15 protein-coding genes are annotated in these 17,884 nt (G+C 35.3%); 13 read left to right on the forward strand and 2 right to left on the reverse strand.

Annotation, left to right across the window (positions count from 1 at the left end):
* The first annotated feature begins 235 nt into the window (after positions 1-235).
* The 4 genes from CC92_RS0119565 to CC92_RS21250 all read left to right on the forward strand — a co-directional run bounded on the left by CC92_RS0119565 (position 236) and on the right by CC92_RS21250 (position 5,648).
* Entirely contained in the window at positions 236-1,246 is a 1,011-nt protein-coding gene (locus tag CC92_RS0119565; RefSeq protein WP_029501825.1) for a hypothetical protein, read from the forward strand.
* A 532-nt stretch (positions 1,247-1,778) separates the two neighbouring features.
* The gene (locus CC92_RS0119570) at positions 1,779-4,472 is read left to right on the forward strand and encodes a sensor histidine kinase (RefSeq protein WP_029501824.1); all 2,694 of its coding nucleotides are present in this window, start codon (positions 1,779-1,781) and stop codon (positions 4,470-4,472) included.
* The gene (locus CC92_RS0119575) at positions 4,465-5,163 is read left to right on the forward strand and encodes a response regulator (RefSeq protein ID WP_029501823.1); all 699 of its coding nucleotides are present in this window, start codon (positions 4,465-4,467) and stop codon (positions 5,161-5,163) included. Before CC92_RS0119570 ends, CC92_RS0119575 begins: the two co-directional genes overlap by 8 nt.
* Before the next feature lie 92 nt (positions 5,164-5,255).
* Positions 5,256-5,648: a hypothetical protein gene (locus tag CC92_RS21250; RefSeq protein WP_029501822.1), complete on the forward strand. Its 393-nt coding sequence runs from the start codon at positions 5,256-5,258 to the stop codon at positions 5,646-5,648.
* A 178-nt stretch (positions 5,649-5,826) separates the two neighbouring features.
* On the opposite strand, the gene CC92_RS0119585 is transcribed toward CC92_RS21250, so the two are convergent.
* Positions 5,827-7,665, reverse strand: coding sequence for a glycoside hydrolase family 2 protein (locus tag CC92_RS0119585; RefSeq protein WP_029501821.1), 1,839 nt, complete (start codon positions 7,663-7,665; stop codon positions 5,827-5,829).
* Positions 7,666-8,099: 434 nt separating this feature from the next.
* On the opposite strand from CC92_RS0119585, the gene CC92_RS0119590 reads away from it, so the two are divergent.
* The 8 genes from CC92_RS0119590 (at position 8,100) to CC92_RS0119625 (ending at position 15,529) form a co-directional block, all read left to right on the forward strand.
* Complete coding sequence (locus CC92_RS0119590) at positions 8,100-8,984, forward strand: hypothetical protein (protein WP_029501820.1); 885 nt, start codon at positions 8,100-8,102, stop codon at positions 8,982-8,984.
* Positions 8,985-9,174: 190 nt separating this feature from the next.
* Positions 9,175-9,951, forward strand: coding sequence for a ZIP family metal transporter (locus tag CC92_RS0119595; RefSeq protein ID WP_029501819.1), 777 nt, complete (start codon positions 9,175-9,177; stop codon positions 9,949-9,951).
* Between the two features lie 87 nt (positions 9,952-10,038).
* Positions 10,039-10,542, forward strand: a complete 504-nt coding sequence (locus CC92_RS0119600; protein ID WP_029501818.1) for a GreA/GreB family elongation factor — start codon at positions 10,039-10,041, stop codon at positions 10,540-10,542.
* 172 nt (positions 10,543-10,714) lie between these two features.
* A complete protein-coding gene (locus CC92_RS0119605; RefSeq protein ID WP_029501817.1) occupies positions 10,715-11,236 on the forward strand; it encodes a hypothetical protein in 522 nt (173 codons plus the stop codon).
* A complete protein-coding gene (gene secF / locus CC92_RS0119610; RefSeq protein ID WP_197035816.1) occupies positions 11,229-13,451 on the forward strand; it encodes a protein translocase subunit SecF in 2,223 nt (740 codons plus the stop codon). The genes CC92_RS0119605 and secF overlap by 8 nt, the downstream gene beginning before the upstream one ends.
* A complete protein-coding gene (locus tag CC92_RS22740) occupies positions 13,412-13,558 on the forward strand; it encodes a hypothetical protein (protein ID WP_155998262.1) in 147 nt (48 codons plus the stop codon). Before secF ends, CC92_RS22740 begins: the two co-directional genes overlap by 40 nt.
* 31 nt (positions 13,559-13,589) lie before the next feature.
* Entirely contained in the window at positions 13,590-14,513 is a 924-nt protein-coding gene (locus tag CC92_RS0119620; protein WP_029501815.1) for a glycoside hydrolase family 43 protein, read from the forward strand.
* Positions 14,514-14,680: 167 nt separating this feature from the next.
* Positions 14,681-15,529 carry a DUF368 domain-containing protein gene (locus CC92_RS0119625; RefSeq protein WP_051650606.1) on the forward strand — a complete coding sequence of 283 codons (849 nt, stop codon included), beginning with the start codon at positions 14,681-14,683 and terminating at the stop codon, positions 15,527-15,529.
* Positions 15,530-15,644: 115 nt separating this feature from the next.
* Here the strand turns inward: CC92_RS0119625 and CC92_RS22880 are convergent, their stop codons facing one another.
* The gene (locus CC92_RS22880) at positions 15,645-16,286 is read right to left on the reverse strand and encodes a hypothetical protein (RefSeq protein WP_197035817.1); all 642 of its coding nucleotides are present in this window, start codon (positions 16,284-16,286) and stop codon (positions 15,645-15,647) included.
* Between the two features lie 164 nt (positions 16,287-16,450).
* On the opposite strand from CC92_RS22880, the gene CC92_RS0119640 reads away from it, so the two are divergent.
* A complete protein-coding gene (locus CC92_RS0119640; protein WP_330373310.1) occupies positions 16,451-17,872 on the forward strand; it encodes a glycoside hydrolase family 27 protein in 1,422 nt (473 codons plus the stop codon).
* Positions 17,873-17,884: the final 12 nt, after the last annotated feature.

Below are 17,884 nucleotides of genomic sequence, written 5' to 3' on the forward strand. Positions count from 1 at the left end.
GTAGCCTTTTTAAATCTAAGATATTGTTTCTGATGAGGATGATGCTCCAAACATAAGTAGTGATCCAATTGCCATATTGATTTAAAATTTCACTTTACGGTACCATATTGAAATCACAGAGGAAGATAAAGTAAATATGTTGAATAAAATAACATATTTTGGTAAAATAGAGATAAGAGGCGAATTGCATATAAAGAGCTAAAAGATAAAATATAAGCAAAAGGAGCATAGGTTAATGGAGCAAAAAATTTTACAAACAAAAAAACCAAGTATTACATGTTATACTGCGTACGGACTTTTGTTTTCAGTATTACCAGAGAGTATGATTCCATGGATTCATAATAATTTTATTCAGCTTCGATACAGTAAAGGGTGGAACATCGTAACGTTTGATAATCATCATCTGTTCTTAAGCCATTGCCCATCGATTTCATTTCGTACTATTCCAAAATACATTATTACCGAGGGGTTTTTAGGAAATATTAAGCAGTTAATAATAGAAGCAATCAATGCCAATGAATATGTGTTTATGTATGTAGATCGATTTTATATCAAAGAAGCACAGTGGTTTTATCAGAAAAAACATATGGAACATGAAGTCTTTATCTATGGATATGATTTAGGTAAGGATGTTGTTTATCTTGCAGATAATTTACAGAACGGAAAATTTGTGTTTGTCGAATGTCCATTTTCTGAAATTGAACAGTCCTATCGTTCCATCGATAGCAGATATGATTTTATGACGGATGTTGGGGTACTATCAGTAAATCCTGAAGTAAAAAGTTATATTAATGTGAAGCAGATTGCGGATGGGTTAGAAAGATACATAGAGTCTAAAGAAACATTTGATGTTAGATACGAACAACCTTGTGATTTTGGTTTTCATGTTATCGAGATAGTTCGTGACAAGTTCTTGAAATGTTCTAACGGTGATGTGGATTTTCGCCCATTTCACCTACTGTATGAACATAAGTTATTGATGAAACAGCGTGTGGAATATTTACAAGAGAATGGATATCTAGTAGAAGGCTGCGTCAAACTTTCTGATTTTGGAGAGCTAGAATCTGATTATTATACGTTGCGAAATACAGTAATGAAATACAACCTATTAAAAAACAGGCAGATGTTAGAGGATATAGCAGTAAGATTAGATGATTTATGTGCGAGGGAGAAAGTATTATTAAGTTCGCTATTATGTGGACTGATCGATAAGAAAGATAAGCAAGAAGATCAGTATTCCTTCTAGCGAAATGGTTACGTGATTTCAGAGAAATCCCTAAGGATGAAAGACAGTAGGAATAGGTGGTAGAGTGATATTTTTTACCATCTATTCCTATTTTTTTATCTTAGTAATATTTATAGTTACATAAATAGATAACCCAGTTTACTTGAATGGATTATATGGGATGATAAGTAATACAAAGGTTACAGGTAGTAAAAGGACTGAAAAAAGTAAAACAAGGACTGAAAAAAGTAAAACAAGGACTGAAATAAAAAAACAAGGACTGAAATAAAAAAACTAGGACTAGTATAAGTAATATAATGATTGATACAAAATTACTCCTAAGTAGTGTCCCAATCGTTTACTAGATAACTTATATTGTCTTGTTTCACATCCTATCTTTACACAATCTTAATCCCTTATTATGCTATTCTTACACTATCTTAAAACAAAGAATGATATGATGGATGAGAAAAGAAGAGATAGCATTTTATCAAAAAATATATTATAACAATAATAGCTATAATAGTGAATAATATGGGAAGGGAGGGAGTTTATGCAAGAGGAACGGGCAAATCCAGAGGAATTGTTACGACGTTTTTTTGGTCAGGAAAAGAAAGTAACCAGAGGACATCTAAAGATATTCTTTGGTTATGCAGCTGGAGTAGGGAAGACCTATACCATGCTGGAAGCTGCACATGTTGCCAAGAGTAAGGGGCAAGATGTCGTTGTAGGGTATGTGGAACCGCATAAACGCCCTCAAACCGCGAAGTTACTAGAAGGTTTAGAATGCATACCAGTACAAAAGGTAAATCACAAAGGAATCACCCTAAAAGAGATTGATTTGGATGCAGCAATCAAAAGAAAACCACAGATTATACTGGTGGATGAACTTGCACACACGAATGCTGACTCTTGTCGTCATCTAAAACGGTATCAAGACATTGAAGAGTTGTTAAAGGCAGGAATTGATGTTTATACCACGGTAAATGTACAACACATAGAAAGTTTAAATGATATCGTAGCCACCATTACAGGGGTTATAGTGAGAGAGCGGATTCCTGACCATGTATTCGATGATGCTGACCAGGTGGAATTGGTGGATATCGAGCCAACTGAGTTAATGGAAAGACTTCATAATGGGTATATTTATGAAGAAACACAAGCAAGGAAAGCATTAGGGAATTTTTTTAGTGAAGAGAATCTGGTGGCACTACGTGAAATAGCGCTTCGTCGCTGTGCCGACCGTGTAAATAAAATATCGGATAAACAACGAATTGCCTTAGGAACAGAGTTTTTTACCGATGAACATATTTTAGTGTGTATCTCATCCGCTCCCACCAACGGTAAGATAATAAGAACAGCTGCAAGGATGGCCAATGCATTTAAGGGAAGCTTTACTGCTCTTTTTGTAGAAACACCTGACTTTTCCGTACTTAGTGAGGAGAATAAAAATAGATTGAAAAAAAATATGCGTCTTGCTCAACAGTTAGGCGCAACGATTGAAACCGTTTACGGTGATGATATTGCGTTACAGATATCAGAGTTCGCAAGAATTAGTGGAGTATCCAAGGTTGTCGTTGGAAGAAATAATGCAAGACGCAAGTATTTCTTTGGAAAGCCCTCATTAACAGAAAGGTTAACAATCCTGGCACCGAATTTGGATATCTATATTATTCCGGATAAAGAAACTGCATTCTATAAAGCAAAGAATTTAAAAGAGCAAAAATTTAGCTTTGTATTTTCAGATGTGATAAAGAGTATTGTAATACTAATGCTTGCCACTATGCTCGGATTTCTATTCTATGAACTTGGTTTTAGTGAAGCAAATATTATTACGGTTTATATCTTAAGCGTACTAATTACTGCAATCTTAACAACACAAAGAATATATAGTCTAGTGTCCTCTATAGTAAGTGTATTGGTTTTTAATTTCTTTTTTACGATTCCTCGATTTACGTTTAGTGCTTATGATGGAGGATATCCGTTTACCTTTTTAATAATGTTTTTATCCGCTTTCATCACCAGTTCTCTGGCAGTAAAAATAAAACAGCATGCAAAGCAGGCGGCTCAGACAGCATACCGTACTAAAATTCTATTAGAAACGAATCAGCTAATTCAAAAACAGAAGAACAGGGAAGGAATTATTGCTGTTATTGCCAACCAATTAACGAAGTTACTTCATAGGGATATCATTTTCTATGATGCAGATACTGAGGGCTTAAAAACACCTATAGTATTCTCAGGAAAAGAAGATGAATCGGGAGAGAGTTACTATAATGAGCATGAAAAAGCAGTTGCCATGTGGGTATATAAAAATAATAAACATGCCGGAGCAACAACGAGTACACTTGGAAATGCGAAGTGCTTTTACCTAGCAATACGTGTCAATGAGAATGTTTATGGAGTATTAGGTATTGCAATGAATGGGGACACACTGGATTCATTTGAGCATAGCATCGTGTTATCGATGCTTGGTGAGTGTGCTCTTGCACTTGAGAATGAGAGAATTCGAAAAGAACGAGAAGACGCCGAAATTCTTGCAAAGAACGAACAATTAAGAGCCAATTTGTTACGCTCCATTTCTCACGACTTGCGGACTCCATTAACGAGTATCTCAGGTAATGCTGGAGTCCTATTATCAAATGAGGAAACATTATCAATAGAAAAAAAACGAATTCTATATAGTGATATCTATGACGATTCTCTTTGGTTAATGAATTTGGTGGAAAATCTACTTTCTGTAACGCGCATCGAAGACGGGACAATGAATTTAAGGTTTACTACAGAGCTTGTTGAGGAGGTAATAACTGAGGCTCTTCAATACATTAATAGAAAAAGTTTAGAGCATACCATTAAAGTGATCCAAGAGGAGGACTTTCTCCTTGCGAAAATGGATGCCAGGCTAATCATACAGGTAATTATAAATATAGTAGATAATGCGATTAAGTATACGCCAGCTGGCTCTCACATTATGCTGACGGTAAAAAAAGAAAAACCTTTTCTTGTATTTGAAATCGCAGACGATGGAAACGGCCTTAGTAAAGAAGCAAAAGAAAAAGTCTTTGATATGTTCTATACAGCGAATACAACAGTTGCAGATAGTAGAAGAAGTCTAGGATTAGGGCTTGCATTATGCAAATCTATCATTACAGCGCATGGGGGAGATATATCAGTACATGATAATATTCCAAAAGGAACGGTGTTTCGTTTCACATTACCATCCGAGGAGGTAAACTTACATGAATAAATCACTTATATTGGTTGTAGAGGATGATCAAGCGGTACGAAATCTTATTACAACTACAATTGAAATGCACGAATATAAATATCGAATCGCAGCAAATGGAGAAAGTGCAATAATGGAGACTATTTCATACAATCCAGATGTGATTTTACTTGATCTAGGACTTCCGGATATGGACGGTACGGAGGTAATAAAAAAGATACGTTCTTGGTCTAAGATTCCTATCATCGTTATTAGCGCGCGAAGTGAAGATGTGGATAAAATCGAGGCATTGGATGCAGGGGCAGATGATTATTTAACCAAACCATTTTCGGTGGAAGAGTTATTGGCAAGACTTCGAGTAACTTTTCGAAGATTAACTTATATTCAATCGACTTCAGAAGATGAAGCATCTGTTTTTATTAATGGAGAATTAAAGATCGATTATGCAGCAGGCTGTGTTTATATGAGCGAGATGGAGCTTCATCTAACACCGATTGAATATAAAATGCTATGCCTACTTGCAAAAAACGTTGGCAAAGTACTAACTCACACTTATATCACTAAGGAAATATGGGGAAGCTCTTGGGATAATGACGTAGCATCGCTTCGGGTGTTTATGGCAACTTTACGGAAAAAGATTGAAAAGGATACGCAGGCGCCGCAATACATCCAAACTCATGTTGGCATTGGATACCGGATGTTAAAAGTATAGTTGAATAAAGCTAATATGTCTTAAAGATGGATTTTAAGTTAACTTATATTGGATGCCATAAGAAAGTTTTTAATGTTTCGGAGGGGAAGAGGATGAAGGATAATGAGGAAGAAAAAAATTATGACTTACAAGAATATTGTCAACAAATAAGAAAGTTTCTAAATCTAAATATGTTTCATGAGTGTGAAATACTGATTAAAGAAGCAATGATTAGGTACCCACACTCTGCAAAACCCCATAACTGGATGGGGGTTATATTAAAAGAGAAAAGAGATTTAATGGGAGCAATGAAGCATTTTAGAGCGGCATGTGCACTCGAACCAGAATATCTTCCTTCCAGGTATAATCTCGAACAGTGCGGAAACATATTTAGTAAACATGTGAAGGTTGCACTTGATGAATCCGAATGCATTATGCTTAAAAAGCGACCATCCTATAAAGTCGAATATGATCGAGAAAGAATAGGGCATGTGGTTAAGCAATAAGTTAGTCAAATAATAATAAAAGTATTCAGATAGAGAAGTAAAAAAATTATGAAACGGAATATTCTTATGGGGCATTAATCTTTACCCGTAGAATATTCCGTTTTTATTAAGTCTCAATTATAGAGGGAATAGGAGGGTTTTATACTAAGTCTTAATTTTAGTCCAGGAATAGGAATGCTTAATCATCTTTCTTGATGTTAGAAGCCATCTTCTTACAGAGCTGATTCATTTTAATAATACGTTCTTTCTCAACTTTTAAAACTTTTCTATCATAAGTAATAAGTCCGTTAATCTCTTCCTCAATATCGGAAAGTTGCGTATAGACCACGGCACATAATCCCTTTTCTATCCCAGGAATAATTTTCTTTTCATAAACGGAAACTATGGCGTCGGTTAAAGCCTGTGATGTTTTATAATGGCGATATCCATAAGTGGAATCACTATAGGTATGAGAAGGTATACGTAGTGTATAACCACCAAACTCTGATAATACCAGTGCCCTATTACTAGGGCGAAAGCGCATTGGAGTGAAGTAGATATGCAAGCTTCTAACATCTCCACAGCCTTGATCAAACCATCCGCTTGCGGTATCGATTAATCTAGTGTTATCAAGGCCTTTTAGGTATTCAGTAACTTTTATACTGTCAAATTGTCCCCAGCCCTCATTAAATGGAACCCATACTACAATACTAGGGTGATTATAAAGATACTCCACCGTACGTTTCATATCAGACAGAAATTCTTCCTTTCCTAACTCATCGCTTCTCGAAAACAATCGATAGGTGTTATCCTTAATAAGCGTAGCAAGACGAGGAAAAACAGTGGGAAAAATGGTAACAAACCAGGAACGATAGGAACTCCCGCCATTAACAAAATCCTGCCATACAAGAACTCCAAGTCGGTCACAGTGGTAATACCACCGTGAAGGTTCTAATTTTGCATGCTTTCTTAGCAGATTAAATCCAAGATCTTTTGCCATAGTAATATCATAAATCATTGCCTCATCAGAGGGAGGTGTATATAAGCTTTCAGGCCAGTATCCTTGATCTAGCAATCCATTCTGAAAATAAGGTTCGTTATTAAGAAATAACCGCAGTATTTGGTTTTGATCCATACCAATGGAAATCTTGCGCATAGCGAAATAGGATTCCACAACATCATTTCCATAGGTTATGGTAACATCATAAAGATACGGATCCTCGGGAGTCCAATAATGCACTTTAGGTAAGTTAATTGTAACGCAGGAGGGATGGGAAAACTCTTTTGTAAATAAGACTTCCTGCTCAGTTACTCTATCATCGACTTGACATACGCTGCTTTTGATGGGATTTGCTGAACCCTTGCTGATACGAAGTGTATTTCTATGCATCATATTGGAAGGCATGTCATTACCTGCGATAGTTAATTCAAAAGTAATAGAATTCGTATCAATATCTGGAGTAATCTTTAGATTTTGAATATAAGTGGACGGGACACATTCCATAAATACTGTTTGCCATATTCCACTTTGAGCGGTATAGAACATGCCACTACATTCTAACTTTTGTTTTCCTCTAGCATGATAAGAGCTATCACTTACATCAGTGACCATAACAAGCAGAGAATTCTCTTCTTCCGTAAGTTGATCGGTAATGTCAATACTAAAAGGAAGATAACCGCCTTGATGAGAAAATAGATGATAATTATTAATAAAGATATCAGCCGTCTGATCTACTGCACCAAACTGTAATAAGACTCGATTACTGTTATTTGTTCTTGGGTCTTGTATTATTCGATGATACCAAAGAAACTCGTCTGGCATTAATTGGCGATTTACACCGGAGAGCTCACTCTCTGGTGAGAATGGTACAAGTATGTTACCATCATAGGAATTAGGTATTTTATTTGTTTTTGTAATGGCGTAATGCCAATATCCATTTAGGTTATAATAGCTAGTACGTTTTAAGAGTGGCCTTGGATATTCTGTTAAGGGTGGCATTTGAGATGAGAAGTCTGAAAAATCGGTTTTTAAACTCATAGGAATCCCTGCTTTCCGTACTAGATATTTTTTCTGGTATTACGAATTTGCAAAAGTTATTATTTAAAACTGACTATTATTTATTTAAACATTCACACATGTTATACACTATTAATATGTTGAAATCATCACACATGTTATTCACTATTAATATGTTGAAACAATTACACATGTTTACAAATTTTTTAAAACCATTACATAAATAGTTTACATCAATTCTTGTTGAATCTATTAAATCTTATATGCTAGTTTATGATAAATATTGTATCATAGAATTAAAGAAGAGGCGAGTAAAGAGTAAGTTTTACTTGCATACTTTAAGAATAAGATAAAGTATCTGGTTCGGGGACTACAAAATATTGGAATCCTATATTTACATTAGATAGTACTTACGGTAAACTAAACAATAGGATGTTTACAAAGGAGGTTTTTTTGTGACTTATCAAGAAGCGTGCCACGAAGTGATGCAAATAGAACAAGAAATACAGGTTTTACAACAAAGAAAGTATAGAGAAGAACAAGGATTGGAATTAAAAAAGAAAGAGCTAACGAAATATACGGATGATTTATATCGGGAACATTACGATGTGAAGCAGTTAGAGAAAAACTCGATTGGTACATTAATTAAGAAAATATCCGGAAACTATCAAAAGGAGTATGAAAAAGAGACGAAGGAGTATCTTGCTGCAAAAGCAAAATATGATGAGTTCACCATAATAATAGAGGATCAAAAAGCGCAAGTTAATCGTTACAAAAATGAGATATTTCATAAAGAGCAAGAACTTAAAGTTAAGAAGCAGGAGATACGTAATAATTACCCAGAAGGTATAGAATTAGCCCAAAAAGAAGATGAGGTAAGAAAAAAACTCTATGCACAAAAGAAAGAGCTTTCGGAAGCAATTACTGCGACACATAGAGTGTTTGAGTTGGCTAAGAATGCTTTAGACGAATATAAAAGTGCGAAGTCTTGGGCTACCTATGATACCTTTTTTAAAGGGGGATTAATCTCTGACCTTGTGAAGTATGATAAGATTGATAATGCATCTGCAATTATTTCACAATTGCAATCTGCAACATATCGCATGAAAAAGGAACTTAAGGATGTGAAGATTGCTTTTGATTCTAATATAAATCAAATCGATGGAAGTACTCGATTTTTTGATATTGCCTTTGACAATATATTCACGGATTGGAATGTGCGAGATAAGCTTGCGTCTAATGTAGATGAAATATCGAGATATTGTAGCAAGATTGAGTCCTTATTAGTATCGCTTAGAAATGAGGAAAGAAGCATCGAGCAAAGACTAGCCGCATTATAACGAGGAATGCTTTTGTCCTATGTAGTTGCTATTAATAATAGAGAGTAACGCTTAAGTCTTGTGAAGTAGTGATTAGAGTGAGTAGCTATAGAAATAGAATTAAAATAGAATTAAACTAGAAAAGAATAACAGTAAAAATAAAATAATTAATATAAGAATTAAATTATGAGACCTTGAAAGGAGTAAGGGTATGTATATTACACTTGGTATTTTAATACCGTTTATAGGAACAACATTAGGAGCTGCTTGTGTATTCTTTTTAAAGAATGAAATAAAGCCACTTGTGCAGAAATCTCTATTAGGATTTGCATCTGGTGTCATGGTGGCAGCATCTGTATGGTCATTATTAATCCCAGCGATTGATATGTCAGAGGAGATGGGGCGTTTTGCGTTTTTACCAGCAGCAGTAGGATTTGTGTTAGGAATATTATTTTTGCTATTAATGGATCGTATTATACCTCATTTACATTTAAATAGCAGAGAACCAGAAGGTAGAAAGAGTTCTTTACAGAAGTCAACAATGCTTGTGCTTGCCGTAACACTTCATAATATTCCAGAAGGTATGGCGGTTGGTGTTGTATTCGCTGGGCTATATTCTAATCAAAGTGATATCACATTAGCAGGTGCTATTGCATTAGCGATTGGTATTGCAATTCAGAACTTTCCAGAAGGAGCAATTATATCACTTCCCTTAAAGAGTGAAGGGAGTAGTAAGAGTAAGGCATTTGCACATGGTATGATATCAGGTATTGTGGAACCAATAGCAGCAGCTATTACGATTTTATTATCAAGTATTATTATTCCGATATTACCATATCTGCTGGCATTTGCTGCAGGTGCTATGATCTACGTAGTAGTAGAAGAGTTATTACCAGAAGCTTCTACCGGGGAGCATTCCAATACAGCGACGATTGGATTTGCATTAGGATTTTTAATCATGATGATACTTGATGTTGCATTATCCTAAAAATGAAAGAAATCACTTTGAAAGAATGCTGATGTACAAGTTGATGTCGTGGCTACATGGTACAATCGTACAAGAATTGAGGTTGAAATGTATAATAGATTAACGAAAAGTGATATAGATAAAATGCAAGAAGAAATTGAATATCGTAAGTTAGTTGTACGAAAAGAGGCAATCGAAGCAGTGAAAGAAGCTAGGGCACATGGTGACCTAAGCGAGAATTTTGAATATTATGCTGCGAAAAAAGATAAGAACAAGAACGAAAGTAGAATCCGTTACCTTGAAAGAATGATAAAGACAGCAGAAGTTATTGAAGACCATTCGTCAGAAGATGAGGTTGGGATTAATAATATAGTTTCCATCTATTTTGAAGAAGATGGTGAAACTGAGAAGTATAAGTTAATAACGACCGTACGGGAGAATTCATTGCAAGGATTAATTAGCATCGAATCACCTCTTGGCAAAGCTATTCTAGGACATAAAGTTGAGGATAGAGTTTTTGTTAAGGTAAGAGAAGATTATGGCTATTATGCTATAATCAAAGCAATTGAGAAGACTACAGACGATAGTAATGACAGAATAAGAAGTTATTAATATAGTGACAACATATTGTATTTCCATTGCTCCCCATTGTAATTAGTGTGTCTTTCACAAATTTTTTATTTGTTAAGATTATGCTAAGGATAGTTAAGAAGGATTGTACCTAAGTAAAATTAATGTTATATATACAGTATATATTTGGAAAGCCACAATGGGGGGCGTTGGAATGTTACAATTACATAAGATAACAGCATTAGCCTTAACGGCTTTCTTTTTGATTAGTGGGATATTTGCTCCTTATGGTAGTTCATATCCTTTTTTTTCGTCTGCAAAATTCTTTAGGTTAAATACTGATCTTACGAAGGAAGGAAATAAGCAAAGAAGGTTATATAAAATAAAGCTCGAAGTGTTAAAAAATGTAAGCAATAAATCAAACATAGTTGATAAATCTAAGCAGTTCAATCATTCAAGTGATATGATTTCAAAATATCATAAGAATGATATTTGCTTTGAAAATGATTTAGATCAAAAGAAAATTGTTGATATTGGGACAAGCCTTTTATTAAGTCAAACGTTGTTTCTCATTATCAATTTATATAGTAGACTTAGAAACAGTAAAAAATTTATAGAAATTACAAATCTATCATTAGATTTGATAGCCTATATCCATAAGACGGATGGAAAAAAGGATAAATTAGCGGCAGTATTCAGTGAAAAATCATATTATAGTGAGGTATGTTATGTCTAATTATAAGGATACATTTTCATCCAATAAGAAAAAGACGACGAAAAAAATTCGTCATGGAAAAGGTACGCTTTTTGCGTGTCTTGTTATTATCGCACTCTCAGTGTTATTAGCTATTTTTGGTTTAGGAGATAATTTTAAAAGTGTTCAAAAGATGCGTTTTGGTATTGATATTCGTGGTGGTGTGGAAGCAATCTTTGAACCACAAGGACTAGACAGAAAAGCGACGGCGGCAGAACTTGAAAGTGCTAGAGATATTATTGAGATACGTCTAGATAATAAGTATATTACGGATCGAGAAGTTACACTAGATAAAGATGGTGGCTACATTATTGTCCGTTTCCCTTGGAAATCAGATGAGAAGGACTATAATCCAGAACAAGCAATCCAAGAAATTGGTGAGATGGCACAACTTAGCTTTCGCGATCCACAGGGAAATATCTTGATTGATGGAAAACATATCATTAATAGTACTCCAAATCGTATCAGTTCGAATGTAGAAGTGAGAAATGTGGTAGAGCTGACTTTTGATAAGGAAGGAGCAAAGCTATTTGAAGAGGCGACCGGAAAATTAATTAACAAAAAGATGAGTATTTACATGGATGAAGAATTAATTTCGTCCCCTTATGTGCAGAGTAAAATCTCAGGTGGTAAAGCAATCATTGATCACATAAAAACGTTTGAAGAAGCAAAAAGCTTGTCTGAAAAGATTAATGCGGGAGCATTGCCTTTTTCTTTGACTACATCAAGTTTTCGTACCATCAGTCCTACCTTAGGTAATAATGCATTAAACGTAATGCTAGTAGCGGGTGCTTGTGCATTTGTATTTGTTTGTATTATCATGATTAGTTTATATAAATTGCCAGGTTTTGTAGCCTGTTTGGTACTAATTCTACAGATGGTGTTACAGTTACTGGCAATCTCCGTACCGCAGTATACTTTAACGTTACCGGGCATTGCAGGTATTATTCTTTCTGTTGGTATGGCAGTAGATGCCAATATTATTATTTCCGAACGAATCTCAGAAGAGGTGAAGAAGGGTGTTACATATCGTTCTGCGATTTACAATGGCTATAAGAACGCTTTTTCCTCTGTTTTGGATGGTAATGTGACAACAGCTGTAGTTGCAGTAATCTTAATGATATTTGGTTCCGGGGCTATGTTAAGCTTTGGTTATACACTATTAATCGGTATGATTGTCAATGTTTTAGTGGGTGTATTTTTATCAAAGACGATTTTATTGTCCTTCCTTGAGATGGATAAGTTTAACAATCCAAAATATTTCCGTGAAGCAAAAGATAGAAAAGTATTAAGAATATATCAAAGCAAATGGTTATTCTTAATGATCTCTGGAGTAGTATTTATCATTGGAATTGTCGGGGTTATTGTAAGGGGAGTCCATCTGGATACCCAGTTTACTGGTGGTGCTGTTTTGGAGTATTCCATTACTGGTAATATTGACACTGAAACAGTTCGCTCTACAGTGGCAGAGGTTTCTGATCGACCGATTACAGTTCAGGTTACCAAAGATACGGTTACTGATTCCAGCAGTATTATTATAACCTTAGCAGGTACTAGCGGGTTAAATGTAGCAGAACAAGAAAAAATAACAGATGCTGTAATTGGGATTTCCGATGAACATAATGCAGAACTTGCACAAACTTATGTTGTGGAGCCATATATTGGTGCAAAAGCCTTAAAAAATGCAGCAATCGCAGTAGTGTTATCCATTGTTTTTATCATTATCTATGTATGGATACGTTTTTCGGGGCTTGCAACTGGTATTACTGCTACACTTGCACTGGTACATGACGTAATAACCGTATTTTTTGCCTTTATCGTATTTGGTATTCCTTTAAATGATGCATTTGTTGGGGTAGTATTAACAATTATCGGCTATTCGATTAACGATACCATCGTTATATTTGATCGTGTGAGAGAGAATCGTAAAAAGAATCCAAAGCAAGATGTGATTGAATTAATGAATGAAAGTAATACGCAGACACTACATCGATCTGTAAATAGTTCTGTTACCACCACGGTATGTGTTTTAATCATGCTAATTGCTTCAATTATCTTTCGTATTGATTCCATCATGGTCTTTACCTTACCGATGCTGTTCGGTTTAATTAGTGGCTGCTATTCTTCAATATGTGTGGCTGGAGTACTGTGGGCAATGTGGGAAAAGAGAAAAGAGAAGAAGTTAGAAAGAGCCTAAAAAAGACTTCTTCTGCTGATTTTTATCAAGATACAAAGAGAGCGAAAGCATATGCTTTACCAATATACCAAACTGGTATCGGAGAAACGGATATGGATAAACATTAGCGAGATTACTTAAAAAGTGAGGAAAATAAGAATGGATAATACAAAGGATGTTTATGGTTACCTCATGGTTCATTTTGTTGGAGAAGAAGTAGATGGGGAGCAGGTTTACTTTTCAGTCAGTGAGGATGGATTGCATTGGAAAGATTTACATAAGGGGAAGGAAATCTTATGTTCCACGATTGGTGATCAAGGAGTAAGAGATCCTTTTATATTTCGTACAGTGGATGGAGAATCTTATTATATCATAGCAACGGATTTAAAAATTGCAGGACATCGGAGTTGGCAAGAAGCTGTCACTGTTGGTAGTAGGTCTATTCTTCTTTGGGAGTCTAAGGATTTAATTCATTGGAGTAAGGAGAGATTAATTTCTGTTGGTGTGGCAGAAGCTGGATGTGTATGGGCTCCGGAAGTTATTTACGATGAAGAAGAAAAAAACTATCTTATATTCTTTGCCTCTATGGTAAATTTATCAGGAGATAAAGAACCAAAGCATCGTATTTATAGTGTTAGGACCAAAGATTTTTTAACATTTAGTGAGGCTGAGGTTTACATAGAGAGGGAAAATCACATAATAGATACCACAATTATTAAAAATGGCGATTATTATTATCGATTTTCTAAGGATGAAACAATGAAAAATATTTCCTGTGATCGTGGAAAAAACTTATCTGGTCCGTTTCATAAGGTTTCTATCCCTGTGCTTGAAAGTCTACATGGTGTTGAGGGACCCGCGGCCATTTACCTAGCAAATAGAGGAGAATGGTGTCTGATGGTTGATCAATTCGCAGAACATAAAGGTTATCTACCAATACTCTCTAAAGATTTGAATCCAGATAGTTTTCGAATCTTGAAAAAATCGGAATATGACTTAGGAGAAGGAAAAAAGCGTCATGGTTCCTTGCTTTCTTTATGCAAAGAAGAATATAATCGATTAATTGCTTATTATGGGTTTTGATAACTTTGCTATAATAGGATGATTGCTTTAATAAACATGTTTGTTAATATAATGTTAAGATTAATCTCAATTCATTGCTGTAAAAAATATGAAATGATAATATATTACTTTAGGAACATGCTCGGAGAAAGTGTTCTTAGGATAGGCAAATGATTTAGGAGGTAGAGATGGAGAATCGAAAGCAAGAATCCAAACAGGAGAACGAGACAAGTTTTGTAAAAAGTGTTATGAGAGATGGAGGAAAAGGAGTAATAGTTGGTGGCTCAATGCTTGTACCAGGAGTAAGCGGCGGTACCATGGCTATGCTACTTGGAATATATGATTCCTTAATATCATCAGTAAGTAGTTTTTTTCAACATCCAAGGAAAGCACTGAAGGTACTGATTCCTTTTGTTGTAGGTGCACTTCTTGGGATGATCATTTTTGCGAAACCAATTCTTGCGCTTATTGAGAAATATCCTATGCCAACGCTATATTTCTTCTTAGGAGCTGTAGCTGGTGGTATTCCGTTTATATTAAAAAAAGCTGATGTCAGTAAACTATCCGTAAGCACAGTTTTCTACCTATTATTAGGAATTGGATTGGTCGTTGGGATTGCACGATTACCAGAGAATTTATTTACTGTGTCTTTAAATGTAGGAATAAGTGAAATCTTATTATTAATGGCGGCTGGTATCTTCGTAGCGGTTGCTCTGATTTTACCTGGAATAAGTGTTTCCTATATGCTATTAGTCATGGGGATGTATCAAAATACAATGGATTCTATCTCAAGAGTTTATCTACCGTATTTGATTCCATTAGGAATTGGCGGAATTCTTGGTATTTTATTAACCACAAGATTACTTGAGAAAGCAATGAATAAGTATAAAAGGCCAACTTACTTGATGATACTTGGATTTATGTTAGGTTCCGTAGCAGAGATATTTCCAGGATTTCCAACCGGATTTGAATGGCTTTTGTGTATTCCATGTGCTGTAGTAGGATTTATCATTATGAATAAGCTAGGTGGAGAGTAGAATAAGTGTGAAATAATAGTGTATTAACTATTTTTATAACTAATTGATTCATAGTAAAAAAGGAGGGAAATCCCTCCTTTTTTTAAACTGATATGCATCTTATCGATTATCTAATTTACTTCTCATCGTCTTTGTGAGGGCATTTTTCAACAGGTTCTAAGTCAAAGCAGAGCTTAAAGAGACGATCACAAATTTTAATGAAAACTGTTCCACAGATATCTATTGGAATCACACATTTATTATTAAATATTTCTTTTAAGACATCTGATACATTCATTGTATCTCCGTTCCAACCTATATTCGATTTATCAAATTTGCATTCACATGGAGGGCATGGATGCTTTGGAGGGCATGGAGGTTTTGGAGGTCTTGAAGGTTTACAGCATGGGCAATGTGGTCGACATGGTCGTTTACACTTATTATCATCTTTGCCATAATCATCTTTACAATGATCTTTACCGTAATCATCTTTGCCATAATCATCTTTACAATGATCTTTACCGTAGTCATCTTTGCCATAATCATTTTTACAATGATCTTTACCGTAGTCATCTTTGCCATAATGATCTTTGCAGTGATCTTTACCATAGTCATCTTTGCCATAATCATCCTTGCAGTCGTCTTTACCATAGTTATCTTTGTCATCATGATCACAGCAACACCACCAACAGCGACAAGGTCTACAACAACAGCAATGAGATCCATGGCCTTTAGAGTTGCATTTTGAAAAGTTATTTCCAGATTTAAATTGATTCATAACATAACTCCTTTCTATTATAAACGGAGCAAGTTCTAAGTTTTCCTGGCTCTCTAGTATCATAATATTCATGGCTCGACAGAATGTGAGTGTATACTCCATAGAATGATAAAATATTTCAGAAGTAGAGAGTACCATTTACTATTGGCATAGATGTTCGATAGGTGTATAATTCTAAGCATGTAGCAGTTTTAGAGCCATTGGAAAGGATTGTAGGGATGTTTCTTTCCTATGCATCTTTATATGGGAAGATGGATGTTAGAATTGATCGAATAAAAATAGGAGGTAACAGGGTGCTTAAAAAAGACTATGTGGCTTTAACTCCACCAATGGGGTGGAATAGTTGGGATTGTTATGGACCTGCTATCACGGAAGCAGATTTGATTGGAAATGCAGAGTACATGGAGAAACATCTGAAAGAGTATGGCTGGGAATATGTCATTAATGATATTCAATGGTCAGAACCATCGGCGGGAACAAAGGGGTGGGATTATAATGCATTCGCAGAACTTACAATGGATGAGTATGGAAGACAAATGCCTGCAATTAATCGTTTTCCATCAGCGAAAGGTGGACTAGGTTTTAAGCCTATCGCAGACAAAATCCATGCAATGGGACTTAAATATGGGATACATATTATGCGAGGGGTACCGCGCCTTGCAGTACATAAAAAACTACCTGTTTACGGTATGACAAGAATTACTTGTGATCAAATAGCTCATTCTTCTTCTGTTTGTAGATGGAATAGCGATATGTATGGAATTGATGCAACGAAAGAAGGAGCACAGGAATACTATAATTCTATTTTTTCTCTGTATGCTTCTTGGGGTGTTGATTACGTAAAGGTAGACGATATTTGTAATACAAATGCTTATCCACACAATCCTTATTCTGCAGAAAAAGAGATTGAGTTGATTCGAAGGGCAATCGATAGTTGTGGTAGACCAATGGTACTAAGCTTATCTCCTGGAGCTGCGGTGATTGAGAAATCTTGGCATTTATCAAGGAATGCAAATATGTGGAGAATTACGGATGATTTTTGGGATCGATGGGATTTATTAAAAGAGATGTTTACTTATTGTGAGATATGGCAAAAACATGTTTCACCGGGCTGCTTTCCAGATTGTGACATGTTACCTCTAGGTCAAATCTGCATTACAACGGATGGAGTTGGCCATTGGACTAATTTCACAAAGGAAGAACAGCAGACGATGCTTACCTTATGGAGTATTTTTAGGTCTCCACTCATTCTCGGTGCAGAGCTCAGAAAAAATGATGAATGGACGTTATCCTTATTAACAAATAAGGAAGTACTTCGCCTAAATAAACATTCTTTTGGAGAAAGACAAATTGATAGAAATGATAAGGAAGCAATTTGGACAAGCGAGGATGTTGACGGAAGTAAGTATTTAGCATTATTTAATTTAAGTGACTGTATTAGAACAGTATCTGTTAATTTAGAAGAAGTAGAACTACATAGCGCTGAACTTAGAGACCTATGGAAGAGAGAAAATCTTGGATTGGTAAATGGTAGAGTTAGTGCAATTTTACAGCCTCATGAGAGCAAACTGTATCGAGTAAGATAAAATAAGGAGAAT

Origin of the sequence: Lachnoclostridium phytofermentans, from assembly GCF_000733755.1 — a bacterium.
Taxonomy (GTDB): Bacteria; Bacillota; Clostridia; order Lachnospirales; family Lachnospiraceae; genus Lachnoclostridium; species Lachnoclostridium phytofermentans_A.

Coding starts and splice junctions, on each gene's coding strand:
- CC92_RS0119565 (WP_029501825.1), top strand. CDS start 236: ATGGAGCAAAAAATTTTACAAACAAAAAAACCAAGTATTACATGTTAT.
- CC92_RS0119595 (WP_029501819.1), top strand. CDS start 9,175: ATGTATATTACACTTGGTATTTTAATACCGTTTATAGGAACAACATTA.
- secF (WP_197035816.1), top strand. CDS start 11,229: ATGTCTAATTATAAGGATACATTTTCATCCAATAAGAAAAAGACGACG.
- CC92_RS0119585 (WP_029501821.1), bottom strand. CDS start 7,665: ATGAGTTTAAAAACCGATTTTTCAGACTTCTCATCTCAAATGCCACCC.
- CC92_RS0119575 (WP_029501823.1), top strand. CDS start 4,465: ATGAATAAATCACTTATATTGGTTGTAGAGGATGATCAAGCGGTACGA.
- CC92_RS0119600 (WP_029501818.1), top strand. CDS start 10,039: ATGTATAATAGATTAACGAAAAGTGATATAGATAAAATGCAAGAAGAA.
- CC92_RS0119625 (WP_051650606.1), top strand. CDS start 14,681: ATGGAGAATCGAAAGCAAGAATCCAAACAGGAGAACGAGACAAGTTTT.
- CC92_RS22880 (WP_197035817.1), bottom strand. CDS start 16,286: ATGAATCAATTTAAATCTGGAAATAACTTTTCAAAATGCAACTCTAAA.
- CC92_RS21250 (WP_029501822.1), top strand. CDS start 5,256: ATGAAGGATAATGAGGAAGAAAAAAATTATGACTTACAAGAATATTGT.
- CC92_RS0119605 (WP_029501817.1), top strand. CDS start 10,715: ATGTTACAATTACATAAGATAACAGCATTAGCCTTAACGGCTTTCTTT.
- CC92_RS0119570 (WP_029501824.1), top strand. CDS start 1,779: ATGCAAGAGGAACGGGCAAATCCAGAGGAATTGTTACGACGTTTTTTT.
- CC92_RS0119620 (WP_029501815.1), top strand. CDS start 13,590: ATGGATAATACAAAGGATGTTTATGGTTACCTCATGGTTCATTTTGTT.